Source organism: Wolbachia pipientis, assembly GCA_023052945.1.
Classification (GTDB): Bacteria; Pseudomonadota; Alphaproteobacteria; order Rickettsiales; family Anaplasmataceae; genus Wolbachia.
The window spans coordinates 830,614-856,571 of record CP095495.1 but is presented as its reverse complement, the minus strand read 5'-3'; the positions used below and the strand labels follow the sequence as shown (position 1 = coordinate 856,571).

At 33.8% G+C, this 25,958-nt stretch carries 22 protein-coding genes and 2 pseudogenes; 3 read left to right on the top strand and 21 right to left on the bottom strand.

Annotated elements, in window-relative coordinates:
• Positions 1–34 precede the first annotated feature (34 nt).
• The 3 genes and pseudogenes from MWH06_04110 to MWH06_04100 all read right to left on the bottom strand — a co-directional run bounded on the left by MWH06_04110 (position 35) and on the right by MWH06_04100 (position 1,800).
• Positions 35–505: a JAB domain-containing protein gene (locus MWH06_04110; GenBank protein UPA54514.1), complete on the bottom strand. Its 471-nt coding sequence runs from the start codon at positions 503–505 to the stop codon at positions 35–37.
• A 17-nt stretch (positions 506–522) separates the two neighbouring features.
• On the bottom strand, positions 523–708 hold the full coding sequence (locus MWH06_04105) for a hypothetical protein (protein ID UPA54513.1): 186 nt from the start codon (positions 706–708) through the stop codon (positions 523–525).
• A gap of 171 nt (positions 709–879) precedes the next feature.
• A pseudogene (locus MWH06_04100) lies at positions 880–1,800 on the bottom strand (helix-turn-helix domain-containing protein).
• A gap of 113 nt (positions 1,801–1,913) precedes the next feature.
• Between MWH06_04100 and MWH06_04095 the strand changes: the two are divergent.
• Positions 1,914–2,837: an Rpn family recombination-promoting nuclease/putative transposase gene (locus MWH06_04095; protein UPA54512.1), complete on the top strand. Its 924-nt coding sequence runs from the start codon at positions 1,914–1,916 to the stop codon at positions 2,835–2,837.
• Here MWH06_04095 and MWH06_04090 read toward each other — a convergent pair.
• The 3 genes from MWH06_04090 to MWH06_04080 all read right to left on the bottom strand — a co-directional run bounded on the left by MWH06_04090 (position 2,819) and on the right by MWH06_04080 (position 11,972).
• A complete protein-coding gene (locus tag MWH06_04090; GenBank protein ID UPA54511.1) occupies positions 2,819–7,402 on the bottom strand; it encodes an ankyrin repeat domain-containing protein in 4,584 nt (1,527 codons plus the stop codon). The two genes, MWH06_04095 and MWH06_04090, sit on opposite strands and share 19 nt — an antisense overlap.
• 371 nt (positions 7,403–7,773) lie before the next feature.
• Positions 7,774–9,963, bottom strand: coding sequence for an NB-ARC domain-containing protein (locus MWH06_04085; protein UPA54510.1), 2,190 nt, complete (start codon positions 9,961–9,963; stop codon positions 7,774–7,776).
• A gap of 17 nt (positions 9,964–9,980) precedes the next feature.
• The gene (locus MWH06_04080; GenBank protein ID UPA54509.1) at positions 9,981–11,972 is read right to left on the bottom strand and encodes an ankyrin repeat domain-containing protein; all 1,992 of its coding nucleotides are present in this window, start codon (positions 11,970–11,972) and stop codon (positions 9,981–9,983) included.
• A 670-nt stretch (positions 11,973–12,642) separates the two neighbouring features.
• Here MWH06_04080 and MWH06_04075 point away from each other — a divergent pair.
• The gene (locus MWH06_04075; protein ID UPA54508.1) at positions 12,643–14,040 is read left to right on the top strand and encodes a cytochrome ubiquinol oxidase subunit I; all 1,398 of its coding nucleotides are present in this window, start codon (positions 12,643–12,645) and stop codon (positions 14,038–14,040) included.
• Positions 14,033–15,054: pseudogene (cydB, locus tag MWH06_04070) on the top strand (cytochrome d ubiquinol oxidase subunit II). The gene MWH06_04075 and the pseudogene cydB overlap by 8 nt, the downstream one beginning before the upstream one ends.
• A 360-nt stretch (positions 15,055–15,414) precedes the next feature.
• Here cydB and MWH06_04065 read toward each other — a convergent pair.
• From MWH06_04065 to MWH06_03995, 15 genes are all read right to left on the bottom strand, one after another.
• Complete coding sequence (locus MWH06_04065; GenBank protein UPA54507.1) at positions 15,415–16,899, bottom strand: recombinase family protein; 1,485 nt, start codon at positions 16,897–16,899, stop codon at positions 15,415–15,417.
• Positions 16,892–17,332: a DUF2924 domain-containing protein gene (locus tag MWH06_04060; GenBank protein ID UPA54506.1), complete on the bottom strand. Its 441-nt coding sequence runs from the start codon at positions 17,330–17,332 to the stop codon at positions 16,892–16,894. The genes MWH06_04065 and MWH06_04060 overlap by 8 nt, the downstream gene beginning before the upstream one ends.
• Positions 17,333–17,336: 4 nt before the next feature.
• Positions 17,337–17,810, bottom strand: coding sequence for an ankyrin repeat domain-containing protein (locus MWH06_04055; protein ID UPA54505.1), 474 nt, complete (start codon positions 17,808–17,810; stop codon positions 17,337–17,339).
• A 25-nt stretch (positions 17,811–17,835) separates the two neighbouring features.
• A complete protein-coding gene (locus MWH06_04050; protein UPA54504.1) occupies positions 17,836–18,564 on the bottom strand; it encodes an ankyrin repeat domain-containing protein in 729 nt (242 codons plus the stop codon).
• A gap of 168 nt (positions 18,565–18,732) precedes the next feature.
• On the bottom strand, positions 18,733–19,893 hold the full coding sequence (locus tag MWH06_04045; protein ID UPA54503.1) for a phage tail protein: 1,161 nt from the start codon (positions 19,891–19,893) through the stop codon (positions 18,733–18,735).
• Positions 19,894–20,179: 286 nt separating this feature from the next.
• Positions 20,180–20,980, bottom strand: a complete 801-nt coding sequence (locus tag MWH06_04040; protein UPA54502.1) for a baseplate J/gp47 family protein — start codon at positions 20,978–20,980, stop codon at positions 20,180–20,182.
• A 2-nt stretch (positions 20,981–20,982) separates the two neighbouring features.
• Positions 20,983–21,318 (bottom strand): GPW/gp25 family protein, encoded by a 336-nt coding sequence (locus MWH06_04035; protein UPA54501.1) that lies wholly within the window; start codon positions 21,316–21,318, stop codon positions 20,983–20,985.
• A gap of 2 nt (positions 21,319–21,320) precedes the next feature.
• Entirely contained in the window at positions 21,321–21,569 is a 249-nt protein-coding gene (locus MWH06_04030; GenBank protein ID UPA54500.1) for a PAAR domain-containing protein, read from the bottom strand.
• A gap of 7 nt (positions 21,570–21,576) precedes the next feature.
• On the bottom strand, positions 21,577–22,041 hold the full coding sequence (locus tag MWH06_04025; protein ID UPA54499.1) for a phage baseplate assembly protein V: 465 nt from the start codon (positions 22,039–22,041) through the stop codon (positions 21,577–21,579).
• Positions 22,028–22,504, bottom strand: coding sequence for a hypothetical protein (locus MWH06_04020; protein UPA54498.1), 477 nt, complete (start codon positions 22,502–22,504; stop codon positions 22,028–22,030). Before MWH06_04020 ends, MWH06_04025 begins: the two co-directional genes overlap by 14 nt.
• Entirely contained in the window at positions 22,501–23,013 is a 513-nt protein-coding gene (locus MWH06_04015; GenBank protein ID UPA54497.1) for a phage tail protein, read from the bottom strand. Before MWH06_04015 ends, MWH06_04020 begins: the two co-directional genes overlap by 4 nt.
• Positions 23,006–23,317 carry a hypothetical protein gene (locus MWH06_04010; GenBank protein ID UPA54496.1) on the bottom strand — a complete coding sequence of 104 codons (312 nt, stop codon included), beginning with the start codon at positions 23,315–23,317 and terminating at the stop codon, positions 23,006–23,008. Before MWH06_04010 ends, MWH06_04015 begins: the two co-directional genes overlap by 8 nt.
• Positions 23,317–24,321 carry a major capsid protein gene (locus MWH06_04005; protein ID UPA54495.1) on the bottom strand — a complete coding sequence of 335 codons (1,005 nt, stop codon included), beginning with the start codon at positions 24,319–24,321 and terminating at the stop codon, positions 23,317–23,319. The genes MWH06_04010 and MWH06_04005 overlap by 1 nt, the downstream gene beginning before the upstream one ends.
• Positions 24,322–24,337: 16 nt before the next feature.
• The gene (locus MWH06_04000) at positions 24,338–24,712 is read right to left on the bottom strand and encodes a head decoration protein (protein ID UPA54494.1); all 375 of its coding nucleotides are present in this window, start codon (positions 24,710–24,712) and stop codon (positions 24,338–24,340) included.
• Between the two features lie 11 nt (positions 24,713–24,723).
• Positions 24,724–25,749, bottom strand: coding sequence for an IS110 family transposase (locus MWH06_03995; GenBank protein ID UPA54493.1), 1,026 nt, complete (start codon positions 25,747–25,749; stop codon positions 24,724–24,726).
• Positions 25,750–25,958 lie beyond the last annotated feature (209 nt).

Here is a 25,958-nt window from a genome sequence, read left to right as displayed (position 1 = left end):
TTAAACAACTCATGAAAATCTTCAAACATCTGCTTTATAACAGTCCTTGCTCTTTAAAGCTAAAATACCCAACACTTGTGATGATAATGTGATCCATTAACCTAATCCCTATAGTCTGACAAGCTTTAGCCAAGTCTTTAGTTACAGCTTCATCCTCATCAGATGGCTTTAACTTTCCTTCCGGGTGGTTATGCGATATTATTATTGACGTCGCTTTTCTTATTAATGCCTTTCTTGTTACTTCTCTTATGTAAAAAGGTACCTTATCCACTGTACCAGTAAACACTTCTTCCCCCTTTAAACGGCACTTTTGATCAAAATATATTATTTTCATCTTTTCCTTCTCTGAGTAACCAATACTCACCCTTAAATATTTTACTATGGTTTCCAAGTTATCCATTACAGGTCCTTTCTTTAACTCTTCTCTTGGTACTCTCTTTGCAGCTTCCTTTAGGCATAAAATTACTGCTACTGTAGAGTCAGTTATCCCTTCTATAGTTTTCAAGTCATCTATTTCCTGGCCTAAACTCCTCCTATTCCAAAATTATCTATTAGCTTTCTAGCAATAACTCGAGCTTCTTCTCTGTCATGCACTGCACTTAGAAACGTTTCTATTACTTCACGATCAAGTAGAGCTTTACCGTTGCTTTCTAATGCTCTGAACTCTATTTCTTCTCTACGATCTCTACTACTTTTCTTATTATTCATAAAAATTACCCTTCACTAATAACAAAATGTTTTTATATATTTACTGCTGTTTTTTTGTCAGCATTGGCATAAGGCCATAGCTTTTGAGTGAAGTCAAATCAATTTTTCAATCTTTTTTACTTATTTTTTCATTAAAAAGTAAAGATGTTAATAGATACTGATTTCTTTATTTTAAACTTGTTGAATTTCGTTCAAGGAGAGGCCTACTGTTTTTAAGATAATATTGATAGAAATTCCTTCCTTAACTAAATTCCTTGCAATTTTCATCCTTTCTACTCTCTTCACTTTCTCTTTGCAAACTTGTATGCTTTCAAACAGAGATTTTATTAGTATATGACGTAGTTCTTGGCTTTTAATCTTTTTGTATTCTTCTATTAACCTTGATAGTTCCACTTCACTATTCTCATTTTCTCTTGTTTCTGGAAGCAGATCTGTAATATTAATTAATAGTACCTTTGCTATTTCATCTAACATTTCAAGTGAAACAGCAGCGCGTCCTTGTTCATATTCATATATTCTTTGATTTATTATGCCCACTTTACTTGCTAAATCTTCTTGAGTGTATCCTCTTCTCAACCTCCATTCTTTTATTCTTCAACCTACTTTATACGGAATAGAAATTTTTTTCTCATCATTATCATATTCACCAATAGATAAATTAGTTGTTCGAGAGATAACATGAGTAGAAACTCCTGCCTTAACTAAACCCTTTGCTACTTCTATTTTTACCACCTTTCCACTTTCTTCCTCACTAATATGGATGAATTTAGTTAATAAATAAAACGTTTCACGTAATTCTTGGTCCTTAATCTCTTTATGTCTTCTTACTAGATTTAATACCTCTTCTCCCTCATACCCTTTCTCATTTGATACTTCTTGTCCGCAAGCTAGATCTCTAGCAGTTGTTGATAATGCTTCTGCTAATTCATATAACTTCTTAATTGAAATTCTGCGTGTTCCTTTTTCATATTGTAGTACTATTTGATATGTTACACCGATTTTTCCCGCTAAATCTTTTTGAGTATAACCTCGCTTTAACCTCCAGCTTTTTACATTTTGTGCTATCTGATACCTTATTAAGATGTTTGCCATAAATATTATGCAGGTTAATACTACAAAATAAAGATATACAAAATGTTTGCATTTTAGTTGAATATTTCTTCAAAATTGTGTATAATAATTAATGCTTTTTAATTTACTTTCTCATGGCTCTTTCCAAGTTTCTTGATCCAAAATTGGACTTAACTTTCAAGAAAATTTTTGGTACTGAAAAAAATAAGAATATCCTTATTCACTTTCTAAATGATATCTTAGGCTTTACTGGAGTCAATACTATTCAAGATGTTGAGTTCCTTAGCACCATTATGAACCCTGAGATTGCTTCTGATAAACAAAGTATCGTTGATGTCCTCTGTAAGGATTCTCTCGGAAATAGGTATATTGCGGAGATGCAGCTTGCTCGTGATAAAGGCTTTGAGAAACGTGCCCAACTTTATGCTGCTAAAGCCTACTCAAGACAGTCTGGCAATTACTTAGACTTTAAAAAAGTATTCTTTATTGCTATTTCTAATAGTACTCTTTTTCCTTCAGATGTTTATTATATTTCCACTCACAATATACGTGATATAAAGACTAACGGACACTATTTAAAAGATTTTCAATTTGTCTTTATTGAACTACCTAAATTTACAAAAAGTAAAGTAGAGCAGTTAGAAACTACGGTTGAGAGATGGTCCTTTTTCTTTAAGTATGCAGAAGAAACTACGGATGAAGATTTAAGAAAAATAGCAGAAAAATCACCAATAATAAAGTTAGCATATGATGAGTTAGATAAGTTTCATTGGAATGAGAAAGATCTTGTAGCTTATGAAGAAAGAGTAATGGATTTACAGAAAGAAGCTGCTATCTTGGAACAAAAACTCGATGATGCTACTCACAAAGGTAGACAAGAAGGCATCCAAATTGGCCGTGAAAAAGGTAAAATTGAAGGTAAAATTGAAGGTAAAATTGAAGGTAAAATTGAAGTTGCAAAAAACTCACTCAAGGCCGGTGTCTCTATAGATGTTATCTCTGAAATCACTGGCCTTTCGGTAGATGAAATTAAACAACTTCAGGAAGAAATAGCATAATATGACTCTTGTAGCTGTTTGTCCACTGTTGTATTATTTAAATAGCTTCTAGGCTTATTATCAACAATGTCGTTAGCTTGATATTTACTATTAATTATTTCCTGCTCATCAAACATCTTTTCAATATTACCTTTTAAAATATTCAGAAACTTCTCATTTTTCAGACATGCTTCTTTTGCAACTGAATATAAAGTATGTGGTATTTGAGAGTACCTCTCGTTTCTTACGTGACCTGCTACATCTAAATATACTTTAAAAAAGTTAACATCTTTTACTAATACATCAGATTGTTTAGCTGTTTTTTTAAGTGTCTTTTTAAATTCTTCTACGATATTCAATGTGTTAGCCAGAGCTTCTTCAGGAGTAACAGAACAAAACTTAGGAAGAGGATATTTTTTATCTAGGAAACTCTGTAATAAGAAAAATCCTAAACCAGCATTGTTACTTATACAAACTTCACTGCTAAATTGGCTAGTACCAGATTTATTAGAATAATTTTCTGAGATTTCAGGTAGAGTAGCTCTAAAACCTAATAACCCACTCACAGAGCTTTTTACCCAACCAAACAAATCATTTATCCATGAAGATGGTCTTGCTCCACTACTTGTTATATTCTCACTGCGGCGATGACGAGTCCTGTGTCTGCTGTGTTCATGTCTATGCTTATGGTCCATAGGTTGATCAGCTACCATAATAACTTCTGGCTCACTTTTTATACTATTGAAAACATCATTGTAAACTTGATCACTGTGCTCTTTTTTCACAATGTTCATGTCTCTTGCAGTGTTTATTTGTTCCTGATGATCTTTCAAGACTATTTCTTTATCAGCAAACTTTACAGATAATGTTTCCATCTTAGGTTCCTCATAAAACTTACTAAGCGTAATAGTACAGAGATCTTCTTTAGTGATATTAGCGTCAAAAGCATTCGTTATCATTAGATTAGTTCCATGGTCACGAATAAATGTATAGTTTCCTCCTTTCTTAGGTATGATAAGCTCAGTATTCTTTTCTACGTCTTGACCTGTTACAATAATAACTTCTTTATCCTTTTCAAATACTAAAGGCTGTGGTTTTAAACTCCACTCATTGTTATCTAGGTTGATTCTCATAGGAACTCTATCCACAATTACATGAGTTCTATTATACCAATTAACCCCATCTTTTAACCTAACTGTAAAATATTCATGCTTTCCTATTTTACTCACAGATGAATCTTCTGTTTGCTCCATTTCAACTACCGTTGCCTTTAATAATAAATCATTTGCAGATTCAAGAACTTTTAATTCAAAACTATCTTTATTTGAAAACTTACTCCTTGCTTGTTGTACTAAGTTTCTTAAGTCAATCGTATCCACTGAACTTTCTTTATCAAGATCGTAAATAACTACTTCAGGTAGAGGAATTTCAAATCTTTTGCTTTCAGAATCAATCACATATACATTTTCACCACCATTCCCCACTAAATGACTCCTATACGCTGGATTATTATGTATTACTTCATGATTTCCACTTCCTATTACCACTGTCTCATTACTTAAAAGTGATTGGATAAAAAATGACATTTTATTTAGTCGACTTGCTAGAGGTAAATAGTTCTTGATAATTTCTTCAGAAGACTCATTACTACTTTGTAGCATATACAAGTTATCTTTATTCCCTATTTTGATTTCACCATTCTTTCCTAGTCTGTAAGAAGGATTTTCTGCATAAGGAATCGTTACGTTAAACTCTTTTTCTGACTTGATAAAATTGAATTTTACTTCATGTTCAGTCCTGTTAAAAATATTTACATACCTCACATTAATACTTTTTATATCAACTGGCTCATATCCAAACCAAAACGTATTATTAACGTTAAACCTTTCAGGACCAAAAATAAAAATAAACTCTGCACTTCCACCTTCATTTAATGGTACTAGATAATCAAAGTTTCCTTCTAATGCTCGATTGTATATTACAGTGTTAGGCCTTACTATTACTTGCATTTGATAACTGCAGTGATTATCAACTATATTTATTTTATCCTTTATTTCTTTATTACCACTTTGACCATCTATTAGTTTTACATTACTATTACAACCATTGCATGAAACAGTTATTGTCTCTGCTCTATTTTCTCTTCCTATTACCTTATTGATATCACATACTCTTAACCAATTATCACGTGAGTAATCTACAATTTCTCCTATATCTAACTGAATATTTAATGGTTCTTCCTGAAATGCAAATGACGTTGTATCTAAAGTATTAATTCCACCTTCCCCAGATAAATACCCCTTGACATAACCTGCCTGTAAAACAAATATATCATCTTTATTTCCTCCATAATATTCTTTAGAACCATTATTCACTACAAAGATATTTCTACTATCTGTAAATCCTTTAACGTTATCTTTGCCTTCTCCCAAATTAATTAGGGTGTAACCTCCAGTTTTATTAGCAGATAAATCAGTTACACCTATCGCACTTTCACATAAATAAGATCCATAATTTGGAGCAGGTTCATAATCTCCTTGTGGTAAACAAAATACCTGACCTCCATCTGGATTATCTGGTTTTGCTCTGCTCCATTTTACGTCAGTTCTTTTTCTCTCTAGTAGCACTGTATTATCTAAATCTACCTCAAACTTAGTTGTGCATTTCTCAGTATAACATGTAACTGTACGTCTCGCAGAACACCAATTAAATCCACCACTACATATGCTCTTTTGATATGGTACATCACGACAAGAATCTACAACTGACTTACCAGTAGGAAAAACATATCTTTGAATATTGCTATGTTGCTGTAAGTATTCAAGTCCTTGCTTTACTAATTGGTTACTAAGCTGTTTTTCTTCCATTAATTCTTCTATATACCGTTCAGGTTGCATACCGATAAATGCACGTAATCCTTCAATAAACCTTTCATTTCCTTTGAGATGGATAATCTGATCAATTTTATCAACTCTTTTTACTGCCATGTAAACATCAGTACCAACAAATACTACAGCGCCAATTGTAGCTCCAATAGGGCCAGTAACACTTGATACTCCTTCTAGAACCTCAAAAGCTTCAGCAACTTCCACACCAATCTCTGCAGCGTCAACTCCCAAGTAAATACTATCTCCTACTACACCAACTAGTACTTCTTCTGTACCATTTTTAAATGCTTTTATCTGATTTACTAGATCATAGACAACAAAAGCAGAAGTACCACGAGCAAGAAAAGGAGAAGCTGCTCTTAAAGATCTACCAACTAATAACTTTCCCTCTTGAGCTAGCTTTAGCCCTTTTAGAGATGCAGCTTCAGCAACTTTGGCAAACCCTTGACCACCTGCTATAAAACCAACATTAACTGCTACACCTTGATAATCTCCATTTAAAAAGTCAGCTAACACATTTTTAGCCATCATTCCATGCATAGTCATACCCGAGATTCTTCCCACTCTATTTAGATGAGACATGACTTTTTGATTACTAATGAGCTTACTTACAAGACCTTGAGAATTACCTGCAACCCTAACTTCATCTGCCAGCTGAATCAGTTGACTCTGCTTCGCCTCTGGCAAATCTTTAATGTAACTGACAAACTTTTCACTATCTATTTTCATTTTACTAAAATCTCTTTTTTCATCTTTTTCCTCATTGAACTCATCTACGTCTTCCCATGTAAATAAACACTTTTCACCAATAGCTTCTCTTTTCCTTCTTCCTGAACTTGGTCCTGGTAGACATTCCCCAGCTGAAACTTTACCTCCTTGTTTTACAGCTTCTTGCTGCTGATCAGAAGACGGAACATTTCTTAGTTTTTCTATAAGCAAGTTTGTAATATCTCTTTTCTCATTACCAGCAACTTGTAGAAGTGTTCTTTTATCACGATCACGAGCGTTGAGAATTGATTTAAGTACATCAGAACCTTTTCCCTTTAGTAAATAATCAAGCTCATCCTTTTTACCATCCAGAACAGCTTTAAATGATAGAGATATAGATTCTAGTAAACTTTCAACATCAGATCCAAGTTCTGCCATATCAAGAGGAGTACTCCTTTCATCATTAATAGCTCTATAGATGGCACCTTTTTGTAGTAAGAGCTTTACACTTTCTAAGTGATTTTCCTTTGCAGCAATGTGTAAAGGAGTATAGCCTTCATCATAATTCTTAACGTGTCTTACAATATTCGCTTCAGCACGCGAGACATCACAAAGAGGTTTAGCAAGATGAGACTTAGCATTAACATCAGCACCGTAATCTAGAAGCATTTTGACAATACTAGCAGAACCATGTTCTGCAGCAAAATGTAATGGCGTCATTCCAAAAATATTTGCATCTTTTACAAGAACAGAATTTTTTTCCAAACAATATTTAACGATCTCTTCAATATCAGAAATATGCTTCCTACATTTGTTCAAATGAGAGAGTACATAGTGCAGAACGTTATAATCGTGTGATTTGTCCTTTAAAAGAATATTAGCATTGTTGTTTATTAGGAGTTCTATAAAATCCTTTCTAGCATATAGAGCAGCATATAGAATAGGAATTTGACCACCTTTATTAGGATCTGCTCCTCTTTCGCCTACCAAATATTGTAATACATCTAATTGATTACCTAAAACAGCAATAAACGTCGGAGTATTTTCTGAACCACGAGTGATAAAATTAATATCAACACCTTGTTCCTCTACAAGATATTTTACTATCTCCTTGTGACCATTAAAAGCTGCTGAATGTATAGGAGCATAACCAATTGCATTATACTCATTTACCTTATCTATTAATTTACTTTTTTCTATGTTTTTTAATATAGACTCAATAGCTTCTTTTTTACCGTTTATGGCAAATAAATTTATTGGTGTATTTGCTTTCTCACCATAGGTAGAATAAAAATCTTTAATTAATTGATCATATTTACTTGCATAACTCCAAATATATGTAGTGCATTCTTCACTGTTGCTTAATTTTCCATCTTCTGTACAAGGATAAAAAATACACTGAGATGGACTTTTACTTTTTTTTCTGAATTATCACTCTTTATTAATTCAAGAGCTTTTCTTAATGTTTCTTCCTCTCTCTTTTTATCCATAAGATTTATTCTTGTTACTTGCTGTACCAATTTGTGAACATTTAGTGTTTGTTCTTGTTCTGAATTAACCATCGAATATTGCTTAAGTAACTGGACAGCATCACCTAATTTTTCTTTATCATCACCTATCAGTTCTGATCCTAAAAACATTTGTACAGGAATGTTATCAGGAGCAAAATAAGCAATAATATCTAGAATCTCTCCGGCTTGCTTACCATATTCATTATTTTCCTTTATCTCATCAACAGTAATTCTCCAGGTTGTAAAGACGGTTTTGGAATACAAATCACGACTACTATCTGGAAATTTGAAATCAAGTAATTTTTTTGTCTCTTCATCATATCTCTTGAAATAATCACTAATTTTAAACTTCGAACCTACATTCTTTAATACTTTATCCCTTTCTTTTATATATGCAACTGCCTGCTGCAGAGCTAAAGGAAAGTGCTGTAATATTTCTGCTAAATTCTTCATTATTTCATTTTCTTGTGATTCATCTTTTATACCTAGTGCTTTTCTAATGAAGTCTATTGATTCTGATTCGGTAAATATACCCAATGTTAATGGTTGTATATCTCCCCATTCCTGGTTACGAGAAGTAATAAGAACATAAGGTTTATTAACACTAGAAGGCAAAGAGGGCAAAAATTTATCTATACCTTCATTACCATACTCTCGAGTTCTACACTTTTCAGCATTATCAAAAATAAAAAGACTCTTTCTATTTGAAAAAAATCCATATACATCTTCAACAACTGACTTTATATCCTTTTGATTTCCTTCTATACTTTTCACATTGATTCCTAACTTATCCTGAGCTAACCTAAGAAAAGATTTAACAAGAGTTTGATAGCTTTCAGCATTAATCCATATAACATTGCCATCATAATCATTTCTATGATCATAAGCATACTTTCTAGCCAATGCACTTTTACCTATACCACCAAGACCAGTTATAGAAGCCATCTGTGATACTACTGCCTCACCTCCTTCTTGTAGTATTTTATGTAAATCTTCTAATTCCCTAATTCTTCCAGTAAACAAAGTTACAGGGTCTTTTACATCAAACCTAATGTTAAACTTAACTATATTTACAAAAAAATCATCACCCTTTTCTAAATAATACTCACCTTTTCTCCAATGCTCTTCTGCCTTATCTCTTACCTTGAGAAAACTCTCTTTAGCCTCTTCTTCAGTTAGCTTATATAAATTCCTTATCTCATCTTTAATGATCTCTTTTAACTCTAGATCGCTAGCTTGACCTGTAAGAACTTCCAATTTATTTAAGAATTCTTTAACATTAGTTCTATCCTCATCATCAGTAACCAATGTCTCCCTAGGAAAATTCTTAACTTTTATGTCAAATCTATAACTAAAGACGTCTAGACTTTTTGATTGAGCAGTACTTTTTAGGTTTGTGATGAACTCCAGAGTATCTCCATTAAAACTTCCTTCTGCTAATTTTAGCATTTTTTTCTTCTTATCAAATATGAGCAAATTACCAACAAGTTTTCCTATATTTTTTATATCTCCAACAGTTAAACTTTTCCCATGACCAACTATATTATCATCTATCTTGATAATTTTTGAGAATTTATATTCCTCAAATAACTCAACTAATTTTTTGATTAAATGTTCTGGTTTCTTGAAACTAGGACTAATATTACCAAAATCAACATGGAGCTTTAAAGTCTCTTTTTCTGTTTGTTCTTTCAATACTTTTTTTACAAGTTCATATGGAATATCAAACTTATAGTCTGCAAGTTTACTAACTTTACTTTTTAAATCTCTTATAAACTGTTTAGCGCTCTCATCCTTTATTTTCTCTTGATCAGCAAACTTTAATTGTTTATTTTTTGTATCTAATATAATAATACTTCTACCTAATTTTTCAATTACATCTTCATCCACTTTTTTAGACGACTCTAACGACTCAACTACTTTATTAACTAAAACATTTCGTTCACTCACATCATCTAACCCTGAACTAGATTTTTCATTAAATATTACGTTCTTTGCATACTCATACAGAACTTCTTCTTTAAGTACTTTTTTGAACAAATCTTCGTTATCAATATTCAGAAAATTGTGATTGATTTCACCTTCTCGATACTTATTTTTTTTCCGTCTTCTTTAATTTCTTCTCTAACGTCAATGACGTTTTTTGCCAAGAAAACATGGTAAGTTGAAAAGAATTCATTTCCCATCATGTTGTTATAATTTAGTTTACCACTAATACAGCTAACAAGAGCCTTTGCTAACAACTTTATTCTTTCTTGACCAGAAACACTCTCCAGTATTGAAATTACATCATGGTTTTTATCATCTAGACTAAATTTAAATGCCTTATCCTTATCTTCCTTGGACTTCGTAGAAAAAATACTATTATCTATATCAATTTTCCTATTTTTATCGAATCGTTCATCTAGAATAGCATTAGTGTAAATAATGTACTTAACCCGAGAATTACCCTGAAATACAGGATCTTCAGATTTGTCATTAAATTTTTCTCTACTGTTTAAATAGTCCGAGAAATACTTGCCTAAATAAAATTTATCGCTCTTTGGATTTGTAAATTTTTCAATGGTAACTTTACCTTTTTTAGAATCATCTACATGCTTGGCTTGCAAAAGAATTGTTGTTGATTTTTCCTCTTCACCATTATTTTTCCAATACCTAATCACTACATCATCAAAAGCACCTAACCCATCTATATTTGTTGATGAGTAAAATTTATTTATATTTATATCTCTATCTCCTCTCAATTTACCTAAAATTAATAAGTCAATTTCATAAAAATGTCCATCTAGACCACCTGTAGTGCCTTGCCTTTTCTGAGTTTTGTACTTTCCTGAATTTTGCTTTGAGGTAAGTTTTTTTGGTTGGTTAGAAGATTGCGTGTTATATCTTTGCCCACTATTTGATCCAGAACGAAGATTTTCTTGAAACTGCTGCCGGTTTGCTGTTTGTTCTTCAACAGAAGCTCGTAGATTTGGCTGAATTTGTGATTCTAATATTTCTACAATATCTTGCCTTTCAAGATGCTTAGCAGCATCCAGTGGAGTTCTATTTTTTTTGTTCCTCACGCTATCATCATTAACCTTTGCTCCTTTTTGTACAAGTAAATCAATAACTTTAAGCTCCCCTTTTTTGCTTCTACGAACAGCAATATGCAAAGGTGTATCATTATCTTTGCCTTGAAAATTGATATCTGGTTTCGGTTCTTTCTCAAAAAGCCTTTTGATCTTTGCTAGTTTTTCTTCTTCTAAATCATTGCTTTTTATAGTATTAATTAGTTCTTCTTCAGGTGTTATCTCATCATCATAGTCTGAAGGGTCGGGGGATTGTCGTTTGTGCTTGATTCTTTGTGTATACAATATTGGTTTAAAGTGTCCTTTTCCTTCATTTACCATATGAATAGTATTTATATCATTGTAATCTGGGTTTTCTGCAGATCTAGATCCAGTTTTATCCACAACTTGATGTAGCCACAATTCATCTACAGGAAACTTCTCGATAAGATGCAATTTTATATTATATTCTTTGCAAATCATTTGACCTTCAATATCAGGCCTTCCCCATATAGGTACCTGTAATGTATTTCCATACTTTAAGCTAGTTAATGATTGATATAAACTTGGGTTATCAACTTGCATTTTACTTATATCATCATTAGTATGTTCAATACTAGCTAAATAAGCATTCCAAAGTTCATCATCACTAATACTAGGATCTGGAAGTACTACTGTGGAATCGTGATTATTTTTAGCATCTCTAATAACCTTATCTCTTAACTGCTGATTATCTATAGCAAGTCTTTTACAAACTTTTCTTAATTCTTTCACAGTAAAGTCCATTTCTGGCTTCAATAGTTTAAGTCCTTGAGCAATTGAATCAAAGAAACAATCTCCCCCACCAATTGCTTGTCCTGCCTTAAAATTTTCTGGTAATTCTGGATTATCATCTGAGCGTTTGAAGCGGAGAGTTTTCCGTTGCGAAGTTATCTGCTTTACATGCCGTACTTCTTCTAATGCTTCTGAGCTGATTTTCTCTTTTTTAAAATAATCCATTGGACGTCTCACCTTCAGCATAAAACCCTCGCCTATTTTACATAAAAACCTAAGATTATATTAGATTTGGTTATATGATAATAAATAAATTTGGCAATGCAAGTAATTTTTATATATACTTTAAAATTTTATTTTTACGCCATTTTATTTACGTTTTTGAGCTGGAAACCAGTGTTGATCTTTATTTACCTCTGAATTCTGTTTCTGCTATGAATTACCTCAATTTTTCTTTAATTATTATTAACTTAGTAATATATATTACTAATAACTTAAGTTAAAATAACTATTTCTAGTGGTTAAAATCAAGGAACGTGAGAAGAGTTTGTTTTGGGATGGGATGGTCTACCATGTGTACTATACGAACTTTTTATTATAGCAACTTTATTATACGCTGAAATCAGCTATATTGGCTTACTTTTGCTAAATTTACATACGAACCAACTTGTCTAATTTTATTGCAATAATTTCAAACTTTTATTTTCACAGCCCTATTTTTATACAACGCGTTCTCGCAAATATACGATCTTTTTTATGTTTTTTGGAAAAGTAAATAATTAAAACTTTTGTGATACTAATTGACTTACGTTTTTGTTGAAAATATTTTGTGAAAAAGTGGATTGATTTATAGGTAGACTTAACTATTATTTATAATATGTAGGTATCAGGTAAAATGTTTGAACTTAGTCCTATGCTGCTGGCTCGAATTCAGTTTGCCTTCACAATAGGCTTTCACATTATATTTCCTGCTTTCACGATCGGACTTGCAAGTTTTCTAACCTTTTTGGAGTGGTGTTGGCTTAAGACTGGTAATACACACTTCCGTGATGTTTATAAATTCTGGATCAAGATTTTTGCTGTTACTTTCGGTATGGGAGTGGTATCTGGTGTTGTTTTATCTTATCAACTTGGTACAAACTGGTCAGTGTTCTCTGACCGTATAGCTAATGTTCTTGGTCCTCTGTTTTATTTTGAAGTTCTAACAGCTTTTTTTCTAGAATCATCTTTTTTAGGCATTATGTTGTTTGGATGGAATAGGGTAAGTCCTCGTATGCACTTTGTTTCTACTTGTATCGTTGCAGTGGGGACGCTTATTTCAGCTTTCTGGATTATTGCAGCCAATAGTTGGATGCAAACACCCGCTGGATTCTCAATTGGCGAGAACGGTCTCTTATATCCAACCAATTGGTTAGAGATTATTTTTAATCCTTCTTTCCCTTATCGCTTTATTCATATGGTAACAGCAGCCTATCTTACAACAGCTTTTGTGGTTGGTGGTGTAGGAGCATTTTATCTTTGGAGAAAACTACATGCTCCTCAAGCAAGAATTATGCTTGGTATGGCAACCATTATGGTAGCTTTAGCTGCACCGTTTCAGCTATTCGTGGGGGATAAGCATGGATTAAATACTCTAAAGCATCAACCTGCTAAGATTGCTGCAATGGAAGGTATATGGGAAACTAAAAAAGGAGCTGGCTTACTTTTATTTGCTTATCCAGATCAGCAAAACGAAATTAATCACTACGAGATAAAAATTCCCAATCTTGCCAGCTTAATCTTAACACGCGATTTTTCAGGAGAAGTAAAAGGGTTAAAGGAATGGAAAAAGGAAGATAGACCGCCTGTGGTATGGGTATTTTGGTCCTTCCGTGTAATGGTTGGAATCGGAATTTTAATGATTATGATTGGATTAGTTAGTGTTATACAATACTTTCGTGGTAAGCTATTCCAAAGTTGTTTCTTGCATGGATTGTGGATGTTAATGATGCCATCTGGGTTCATAGCGTTACTTGCAGGTTGGTTTACTACTGAAATTGGCCGTCAACCTTACACTGTATATGGAATTATGCGCACAATTGAATCATTTTCACCTGCGATTACCGGTCCTCAAGTTGCATGGTCTTTGATTGCATTTATCGTTATGTATACCCTTACATTTGGAGCAGGCAGTTACTATATCCTAAAACTTATATACAAAGGAATTCCTGTCATTAAAGAAGAAGAGCAATTTTATAAACACGGTATTGGAGCTTCAGTAATTGAATCTGGAAAGGGCAACAATCATGTTTGATTTTTCTTCCTTAATTAATTTACCCCTAATCTGGGGATTACTAATTGCCATAGCTGTTTTACTGTATGTTTTAATGGATGGGTTTGATTTAGGTATTGGTATTTTACTTCCTTTTGCACCGTCAGATAAATGCCGTGATCACATGATAAGCTCAATTGCACCATTTTGGGATGGAAACGAAACATGGTTGGTATTAGGTGGTGGAGGGTTGTTTGCTGCCTTTCCTCTTGCATATTCAATATTAATGCCTGCTTTTTATATTCCAATCATTATTATGCTGCTTGGCCTTATAGTGCGCGGAGTATCCTTTGAGTTTCGTTTTAAGGCAGAAGGGCAATATAGGCAATTATGGGATTATGCCTTTCATTTTGGGTCACTTGGTGCTGCATTTTGCCAAGGCGTGATTTTAGGCGCATTCATACATGGTGTAGAAGTAAACGGACGCAACTTTTCTGGCGGCCAATTTGATTGGGCAAGTGCTTTTAGTGTAATGACAGGCATTGCTGTAATATTTGGATATGCGCTTTTAGGTTCTACATGGCTCATAATGAAGACAGAAAGTATAACACAAGGGTGGACACGCAAGGTTGCTTCCTATACGCTTGGTTTTGTGGGCATCTTCATGGCACTAGTTAGTATAGTGACACCATTTTTAAATGAAAGTATTAAAGGCTTTTGGTTTAGTGTGCCGAATTTTTATTATTTATTTTCTATTCCACTGCTAACATCTTGGCTATTTTTCATGCTGTGGTTTGATCTCCAGAATGCTAAACGGGAGTACCGTCCATTCTTTCTCAGTATTGCCATTTTTTTTATGGGGTATTTAGGTTTAGGAATTAGTCTCTATCCGTGGATCGTACCTTTTCGATATACCATTCTTGATGCGGCTGCTTCCGGCCAAGTTTATCTTTAATGCTTATTGTTATAATACCGCTTTTACCGCTCATTTTAACTTACACTGGTTATTCCTATTATGTCTTTCGTGGAAAATCAAATTATGAACACACATATTAATAAGTTAGTAGTCTCATGGCTAAAACGCCATCCTCAAGTTAAACAATGGTTATGGTTTGTTGCTTTGTGGGTTAGTGGTCTGTTAGCAGTATCGATATTAACTTATCCGATCAAATTGATAGTTAATTTTTGTAAATAACATGTTTCTCGTACTTAACTGTTCCATACAAGTCAAATTGAGAGAAAGTAGCATCTGTATGAAGAAAGATAGTGTAAGTTAATGGCTTAAAGGCTATTCTAAAAAAGTTATCTTCTTTTGTTTCTTTTTAAATTTACTTGACGTGCATGGCTTGCAAATAGGTCAAAATGGCTATTTCAATTTGCAACTACCTTGCTCTCCACCCTTCAAACGAATAACATCTATAAGATGCTAAACTTCTTTAATTGCTCGCTCCATAACATCGATATTTCTCTCAAGTCAACTAATTTTAAACCTTTGGGTTGCCTTCCATTTACTACGTCTTCTTTAATTTTTGGTGCTAAATAATTTAATCTCAAAATTTGCTGTATACGTCTTGTACCTACATTAATTTTGATACTCAGTTCCTTCACACTTGCATATTTTCCCTCTTCCAGTTGTCGTTTCCACAGATGAGCTCTTACCACTGCTCTCAGTAGTGCATTGGTTGTTTTTCCTTCTGACTCTACTACTGTACATTTATTTCCTTTCTTCTTTAAATTCATTGGTATAAATTTTTCCTCTGATTCAGAACGTACCTCTATTCCATCTTCTCTCACCAACACTGTTCTTATTAACTTTTTCACTACTTCTTTCTGTTTTCCAAAACTTAAATTCTTCCACTCCTCCGCTTTTTCTCCCCATTTTTCATACAACTGTTCAGCTTTCTTCATCACTTCTTTTTCCACTTCTCCTGCTACTATTGTTCGATTTGTTGATTCACAATTTTTTCCTCTTAAATGGTTATTACATATATAATATCGGTACCTTTTATTTTCTTTTTTTGCATACGTCAACGTCATGTTTACACCACAGCTCTTGCACTTAATTATTCCTCTAAGCAGCGCTTCCTCATATTTTGCTTTTCTATATGGTTGATTCCTTATCAATTCCTGCGCTTTTTGCCATTTTTCTTCTTCTATTATCGCCTCATGCTTTCCTTCATACTCTTTCTCATAATGTCTGATTTTTCCCATATATATTGGATTTGTTATTATTCTTCTCACCGTTGCCTTTTTAAAGGTATCTGATTTTGTTCTGTAACCTTGACTATTTAGCTCCCTTGCCAGTTCTGCCATTGACTTCAGCTCCATATATCTTTCAAATATGTGCTTCACTGTCTTTGCTTCTTTTTCATTTATTATTAATTCCTTCTCTTTTACATAATACCCAAGCGGCAAAGTTCCACCCATCCATAGACCTTGCTCCTTTGATGTTGCTATTTTATTTTTTACTCTCTCTACAATCATCTCCCTTTCTAGTTGTGCTGCTCCTGATAATACCGTTTGTACAAACTTTCCCATTGGCGTATTATTATCAAATATTTGTGTTACTGCTATAAAATTTACTCTATGCCTTCTAAAAAATGACGTTACTTCGATGCTGTCTTTTGTTTCCCTTGATAACCTGTCTAATGTATATACCACTACACAATCTACTTCTCCTCCTTTGACATCTTCAAATAATTCCTTTATCGCTGGTCTTTCTAAATTCTTTCCTGAAAAGCCTCCATCATCGTACCTTTTGGCCAATGCTACCCACCCTTCTTTGCTCTTTATATATTTCTCACATGCTACTCGCTGTGCATCTAAACTGTTAAACTTCTGCTCTAGACCATCTTCATTTGACTTTCTCATATATATTCCACATCTTATCCCTTTACACATTTTCCCTTCCCTTTTGATCACGCATTCCAAATAATAAAGGTCCGTTGTAACTCATTCCCATTATTTTTCCGGCTACTGCTGACAATGATGTATAAAACTCTTCCCTGTAGATTAAACCCTTATCTGTTACCATTACCGCATGCGTCTCTTCACCTCTCTCTAATATTAATTCTGTCCCTTCTACTGGTAATTTATCGCTACTTATTCTTTTTCCCTTCTCTAGCCGATCTGCCAGATACTCTAGTCTTTTTGTCCCCTTTCTTGACATTTCTCCATACGCTTTTTCCTGCATTCTATAAGCTAATCTTGGTATCAGATATTTCTTTGAGTATCTAGGCGCTTCTTCTCCATATACCTTCTTCCATATTTTTCTCAGCTCATCCAAAGGTTTTCTCTCTAAATTCATTACTTTCTTTTCTATTTCTTTCTCCATATTTTTAGCCCTTCATAAATAACTTTTCAATTCTGTCTGTTTCTTTCTTCAACACCTCGGTTACTTCTTTACTATTTTTCGCATAATCCATTGCTGTCATTCCAAATTTATCTGCTTGCTCTATTTCAGCCCCTGCTTTTACTAGCTCCTCCACTATTTCTTTTTCACCTACCATACATGCAAGGTGCAACGGCGTGCATTTATTTCCATATTCCTCAGCATTTACGTCTGCTCCTGATTTTATCAATTCCCTCACGATTTCTAGACGTTTCTCCGTTACTGCTACGTGTAATGCTGTATATCCTTTCACATCTGCTGCATTTACATTCGCTCCTTTTTCAACTAATACCCTCACTGTTTTTGCGTCTACTGCATAATGTAGAGCTGTTCTTCCCTTTTCGTCTCTTGCATAAATATTTTTATATGAGTTCTCTAATAATTCTTTTGCTGATTTATTAAATTTGCCAAGCTTTAACATAATCCACCTCACCTTTTCTTTAAATTTAAATCCCTCTTTTCGCTACCTCATCTATCATTTCGTTCACTTGGTTCATTATTTTGTTTGCTAAATTTTGACATTCTTTCTTTATTAGCGATTTGTCTCTCTTCCTTATTTCTCCTATCTCTATTATTTTTAGCTCCGGCATGTAGCTTCCATTCAACATGTCTGCTATTTCTCCCACTAGCCCCTCTATTCCATAACACGTCAGTTCTCTACTTTTTGTTATTCCACCTTTTTCTCTTAAAAATTTACTTGCCTTTTCACTCTCTTCTCTATCACACAGAGAATACTTTTCACTTTCCCAGATATAGTACATTGGTGTTGCACCGTACTTATTCAGTTGATTAACTTCAGCTCCGGCCTTTACTAGCTCTTTTATTATTTCAACTCCTGCTCCTCCTATTTTGCACGCAGAGTGCAGTGCCGTACATCCAGTGACATACTGAGTAGCATTTACTTCTGCTCCTTCCCTTAGCAGCACTTTTACATTTTCTAAACTTTTTGCGAATACTGCACAGTGTAGTGGCGTATAACCATTTTTATCTCTTGCATTAACCTCTGCCCCTTTTTTTATTAATAATCTCACTGTTTTGTAATCGGAGATTTCTACTGCTTGGTGCAAGATCGTCTCTCCTTCTTCATTTCTTTTATTAATATCTTTAAATCTGTTGCTTGATACTTCCTTCAAAAACTTACTAAAAGATTCTCTCTTTTCTTTGCTGAAACTCATTTTATACCTCACAAAATTAGCTTTTCTAGCGTCAGATAAATTTCTTATATTTACCTGCTGCTATTCAAGTCATGTCTGTTTTAGCATGAAAAAGCAAGTCTTTTTCTTTTTATTTCATACACTTTAAACTATTATTAATATAATATATGAGGATCTAAATATAAGTATTTAACTTATTATGCATATTGCTTGACTATTTTTCCAACTTCTGTGCAAATGTTGATGTTCGTGCCATTTCAGTACTCCTGGGTAAAACACTAAAATGTAATTTTCCAGTTCGTGTATTGAGTCTTTTTGCTCTAAATCATTTTTATAGTAAATGTTGTGTTCTGCTAAAACATATTTTGTGATCTTTTGATCAGTATAATTTTCTACTTTGTAATCATGGGTAACGCTAAACCTTTCTAAAATTGGTTTGTGTTTTAAATTCCAACGTTGCCCTGAAAGCTTATCGTTTCCCAATACAAATTTATTTCCTCTTTCCTCTATACTACCAACTGGAAAACATGTGTTTATTTTTCCTAAATTCCAACTATCCGATAATACTATCTGCGCTTTTGCAAATTTAATCGATGGTAATAAACTCTGTGGTAATGGATATAGTGCTTTTAAGTTGTACCACAAATGATCTCTTTCATAGATGCCTTTGTAATCCTTTGTGTGAGGCTCTGTTTCTCCAAGTACTGCTACATCTAACCGATATATGTCATTACTAAATGCTTGCTCATAATGGTTGCGTAGATAACTCTCTATAACCTTAATTGATGTACCACTAAACCTAAAAAAATTTACTCTTCCAAACGATAATACTGGTCCATCCTTTTCAACCTTTATGCCTGAGTAATCCGATAACAAATTTCCAAAAAAACTTTCATCTAAAATAAACCTATCAACGTTGTAGTAATCATTAAACATCCTCATTAGCCGCGATCTTGCTGGTAATGATAGTTTTGCAAGTTCTACTACTGCATCTACAAAAAAGTCATTTGGAACATCCCTTATCCCTATCTGTAACTCAAAGAAATGCTTTCCAGGTGGCTCTTCGATAATTGTAATATCTTCTATATTTGCCCATTTCAGTGCTATTTTAAGTGATGCAGGCGTTCCACGTAGTCTTTGAAATTTTACTCCTTCTACTATAGCTCTTCTTTTATTTTTTACCCAACGCAGTATCTCTTCTAAACCATATTCTTCTATTATCCACGGCAGTATTTCATCTTTAAGACTAAATTTAAATCCCCTGATGCAACTTGGATCAACTTTGTAATCGATTGCATCAACCAGTGCTTGCTCTTGCTTTGTTGCGTTTGGTGGTAATAAATTTTTCATTTGTCTTTTCTTTCAAGTTGCTTTAATTTCCTTTATTTAGATAGCTTATGAGTAAGCAAGAGATCATTGCAGAACTGATCAAAAATAAAGATGTTCTTAATATCGAAAATACTTTCCATAATATTTGACCATATTATCCATACTTTAAAAAACAAGTTACAACTTCTGGAAGAAAATCAATACTTTCGTCTCCCTAACATTGGGCATTTTTATCCAGTAAACCTTAAACCACTTATTGCACGCAATCCCCTCACTGGTACAATTCCACAAAACAAAAAAATACGTTTTAAATCCTATCTAACTTGACGTAGCCAAGCACTGCACACTCATTCCCCAGTACTACAACATCCTCTTTTGGTTCTATTAATTCCACATTTTCTACACCATCTACAAATAGATTCGCTATTATCCAAGATCTTGTTACACTCCACCCTAATCTTTTTGCTAATTCAAACTTCTTAATAAACTGCTTCTTGATTTCTTCCTCTGATATTACAGGACTTATGCTCATTCTGCTGTGAATATCTATTTCCGTAATATTGCAACCAATTACTGTTATCGTATCTGTTAAAACCCTTATATCATCTCTAGTAACCTGCTTTTTTACAATTTTAAGTAGTTCTTCTGACACTATGCCAGTTGTGGATAATTGTGTTGATAAGATTGAAATTTGTACTTTTCCTGGTATAGGTGATTCTACTAATGCATCTTTTACTCTACTATCTGCCGACAGTGCATGATACCTATAATACTCCTTGCTTCCACACGTGCTTGAGCCTACTATCTTTGCTTTAATTCTTTTTCTAAATCGTTCATCCTCTTCTTCTTTCTGCCTCTCCACTCCATAAAACTCAGCTAAATTATCAAGATCTTCTCCCGTTGCAAATTTTAGTAAATTGCTCTTTACTAATTCATTTATTCTTTGTCTTAGTAACAATTCCCTCCATGCTGCTACTTCTAATACCTTCATCGCTGGGTCACTTTCTACTAATGCTGTAAAACTTGCATCACACTTCACTAACTCTTCCTTCATCCGAGAAAAAATCTCTTCAAAGTTCAGTGGTTCGATAATATTTGGCTGCCGCATTTTTAAACAACTACTCCATTAATATTTATGAACTTACCTTCTGAAAGATAGACACCTTCTAAATTCAATGTTACTCTCCCTTCTTTTACTCCTTCAACTTTTACTTTTTCTAACTTAAATCTCCTCTCAAATTTCCCCAGTGCTTCTGCTGTTGCTGCGTAAATTTCTAGTGTTAAATCTCTATTTATTGGCTTATCCACTAATTCAAATAATCTTGAGCCATAATCTCTCCTCATTATTCTACTGTTAATAGGAGTGGTTAATATATCAATTATTGATTGTTTCAGATGTCCTATTCCTTCTAATTCCTTACCTGTTTCTTTATTCATTCCTTTCACTCTTAGCCTGCAAATGTACTATTGCTACCACTGATCACCTTGGAACCACAAGAAACCATATCACCAACTCTTCCCACTCCAAACCCATTGGCAAAAACTGTTTTTGATCCTTCAATCAATACTCTTCCTTCTGTAAAATTATCTCCTTTACGGCAAACTGGCTTACCATTCACAAAAACATTGTTACTGCCACTAATACAAAAATGCGGTATAGCTTCTCCGCACTGATTTCCTAGATGTACTATCTTCACCTTTTCCTCAATTTAGATTTATTCTTTTCGCTTTTAGGCTTATTTCGCTCTTTGTCATTTCTATACTCGATTCCCCAGCCTTCAGTGTTATTTTGTCTACTACTTCAATCTCTAAATGATGTTTATCTTTATCGTACAACAACCTCGTCCCATCTTGAAATTTTATACTGTTTATTTCTTTTTTATTCTCTGATGCAGGGTACTTTTCCTGATATATTCCTGCTAACACCACTCCTAATGATAGTTCACCAAGAGGAGAAAATACCATAACCTGTTCATCAATACCTGGAGGACACCAATCTCTATCTTTTCCTGCTTTGCTCGTTACCCATGGCAGATAATCTGTTAAAAATTCTCCTATTTTCACTCTTACTTTTGCTTTTTCATAATCTATTTCTTTAACTAGGCCTATACGAATAATGTTTGCTAGCTTCCTATTCATCTCTGAAATCGCAAAACTATGATCCAACATTTATATTTCCTACGTTTATGATATGTGGATTAATTTTTCCCTCTAGCCAGACTGATTCTCCCAAATGCAGATAGTGGACCCATTCAACCAACCACACTAAATACGCATCTAATTCGGGTCTAAATCCGTCAACTTCTGCAGAGATAAATTCTCCTGGTGAAACATTTTTCACGTTCCAAGTATTTTTATTTACTACTTTCGCAACCTCAGCAGCTAATGTTCTGATAATAATAGGTGCATTTTCTACCGTGCTATCAATGACAACTCTAGCCTCAAATTTAGCTCTTAAAGCCAACTCTTCTGTTCCTGGATCTCTTCCAGACTCTAAACTTGCTAGTTCTACAAACACTGCTGGTGCTATCAATTCTTTCCTTATTGCTGGATATACTTCGCAAGTTTGAATTGCTGGTATTTCTTCCTTTAATTTATTGCAGATTGCGTTATGCAAATCTTTAAAATTCATACATTTTCTGTAATATCACGTTCAAAAAATTTTGTAAAGACTTTCTCAATCTCATAATTAACAAGATCTCTTATTACTTTTGATGCTTCTGGTTTCAATGGCAACTTAACTTCCTTTATTGGCAATGCTGCTCTTCCTTCACGTTTAAACATACCGCTATTTCCTTTTGGCATAACTGCTGCAAATCCTCCTATAAATTGGTGCTTTCCTACTTTCGATCCTCTTCTTGTTTTTTGTATTTTACCAATTGTCGATGCTCTAATGTCATAGAGATTTGTTCTAATTAACACTTCTAATCTGCTAGTTTTTGCCTTAAAAATTCTTAATCTCTTTCTTATCAAACTTAATTTTATTCTCTTTTCCTCACTGATTTCCTTAGCTGCTTGTGATTTTAGCCATATTGCTGTTTTGTTCAGCGCTTTTATAGCTGCCAGTTTTATTTTCTGCTCTTTTCTTTCAATATTGGAGATTATTTCATTAATATTGTTACTAGTTTTAATATCAAACACTTTCTATTGCCTCAATTTTCAATATTTTACCTGAAGAATCTTTCAATGGTGGTTCAAAAATCTTGTAGAATCTTTTTTCAATCTTGATATAATCACCTATGCTAAAGGAAGTAACGTCCTGATCACGTATTTCTATAGAAGCAATTTGCTGAGTTAATGCTCTATCTGCACCTAGAGAGTACGTAGTGTCAGGACGTTTAATTAGCACTTTTATTTTACGAATACCCTCCTTATTTTTATTACAATATGTGGCTTCCACTCCTAAATGCTCAAAACAATCCTCCAATAATTTTCCTATATTCATCAACTAGAACTAATTTTTACCAAAACGCCCGGACGATGGCACATTGGCAGAGGATTTGACTGTGTATGTAAATCTGTTCCTCTATCAAACCTCCTTGGTTCTTGCTTTGCATATAGTGGCTGTCCTAGAGTATTTACTGTCTCATTAAAATCTGCTGGTGCAAAATATGTTGTAAATGTGCTCGCTGTTCCTACTGGAAAACAGTGCCCTGTATCTCTCTCAATAAATCTTCTCACGGTTCCTTCAGGATCAGTTGCTTGCCCTCTATATTCCTCAAATGTTATTCCGCAAAATGTAAATCCTGATCTCATGTCGTTCCTTAGTGCTGCACCTTCTTGCCATCTTTCATATGCTTCTTTTACTTTAGTATGTGAAGTGAGTGCATCAAAAAACTCAGGGCTTACTAAGGCATGAATTCCTGTCATATATTCACCACTTAAGTTATCCTCAATATGCCTCAATACTTCCAGACACTTACGCTTTACATCAGTTATTGCTGTTCCAAAGGCAAAATTTACTACTTTTGGTGTGATTTCAAATTCGTTGTACAGATTTAATAATTCTGACCCGTCAGCATCTAAAATTATTCCTTTCAGCGCTCCCATACGCAAATGCTCCAACGTTATTGCATGTTTATTTCTCATTAGCTGCAAATGATCAGTTATTACATCTGCCAGCGCTTTAAGTTCACTTTCTGATCCAAATGCTCTTATTCCCTGTACTTCCTCTGGCAGCACTACATCATCATGTGGAATATGTGGAATCGTAAATGTTCTTATTTTCCGTTTTCCACGTTTTCCTACTGTTGCTGGTGCTCCTGGTATTTGTGTTGGTAGTAAACTTAATACTCCATTATGTTCTTCTATGGTAATATGTCTAAATCTTACTGACCTACTTGGAAACAAATTTAGATTTTCAACACGTCCATAATTTATCGGCAATATATTCATCGCATTTGTTAGTGCCGTCATGCTAAATGCTGTATTTGTAAATGGATTTTGCATTGAATTTCTCCTTAAATTAGACTGTTTTGCGAATGATAATTCCACGTGTTTCTAGTTGTTTTATTGCTGCTGTTTTTTGCTCTTCAGTTATATTTGCTGGCCATACAACAGCGTTATCAGCAAGTAAAGCTATTCGAGTAATTATTACTGCTTTTATGTCTGAATCTTTGCTGTTTACATCATTTAAAATTACTCCTATTGCGGTTTGTGTGCCATCGGTTGCTGTTGGATTTAAGACCCTAATAAAACCATCTTCAGTCTTTTTAGCAACTACTGCACCAAGTTTGATATTTTGACCTTTAGCTACTGTTATTTGGTCTCTTGAATATAGACTTGATGCCTCATACTTTAATATGTCACCTAGATTATTTTGCTCAGTTATACAACTCATAAATTTTTCTCCTATGATTGCTGTCCAGTAAAAAATTCAAATTTTGTAAAATCTTTGAAAACCCAGTTGTTTTTAAGAGTATAGAAAATAGTTGTTAGAAACTTCCTAGCAGTTGCAATAATAGCCTTAGCAGCACCACGCTTTTTTTTCACATGCTCGTAAAAACTTCTCAAATAAGGGCTATAACGTATAGCAATCCAAGTACACTGCACTAAAGAAGTACGACCTATTTTTGGTCCACGTTTGGTAATCCTTCCAATTGTACACTGTTGATTAGATTGAGAAACTCGCGGTACAACTCCAAAATAAGCTGTAAGTTTTTCAGGATTACTAAAATTGTTAATATCACCAATTGTTGCAACAAAAACTGCTGCAGAAATTGCACCAATACCTTTAATGCTGATGAGACCATTAAATCCAGGAAGTTGTTTAGCAAAAGCTATAATTTCCTTTTCAAGTTTTTTGAGACTTTCTCGAATGACTTCCAGATTACTGTTAATCACTTCAATTTCGACCTTTTCTAAAAGCTCCCAATTATGCTTCTGAATAGAACGCTCAAATCCCACTTTAGTTGTAAGTACTTCCTTTTTAATCTTGATCCCGTGGTAATTAAAAAGATCATGCATTTTATTGATTAAAGATACCCGTGATTTTACTAACTGATCTCTTGTCTTAAGAAGAGAAGCTAACTGTTGGCATTGTTTGCTTTTGCATTTCGCTTCAGGTAGCATATCTTTGCTTAGAAAAAAAGCAATAGCTCTTGCATCGTGTTTGTCTGTTTTGTTCACAGAACGGCGAACAATTTCAAACTGTCCGGGAGCAATTATTACCACACGCTTAACGTAAGGTGACACTTCATCATAGAAGAAACAGCTATTACCTGTTGCCTCAAAAGCTACTTCATCTGTTTCTCGAAGATCTTTAATAAAATTATCTAAATCCTGTAAGCGAAATGTTTTAATATACTCTGGTTTTTCCTGTTCTAAATAACAAACAGTAAAACTATTAGTGTGTAAATCAACACCTATATAACGCATAAATTTTTCCTCTTATTGAATACTACAACATATCAGAGTAGAATATTACCGGTTGGTCCATTCTCCTATACGCGGTCACTAAATTTTATAGGCCGCACGATGGTTTTCGGTGGCAGGGGCGATTAATCTCCTTCACGAGGTCTTTTTCCTATATACTGCAAAAAGCAGAAAGGGCCTCAAAAAATGTTCAATCTGCCACCTATCCACTC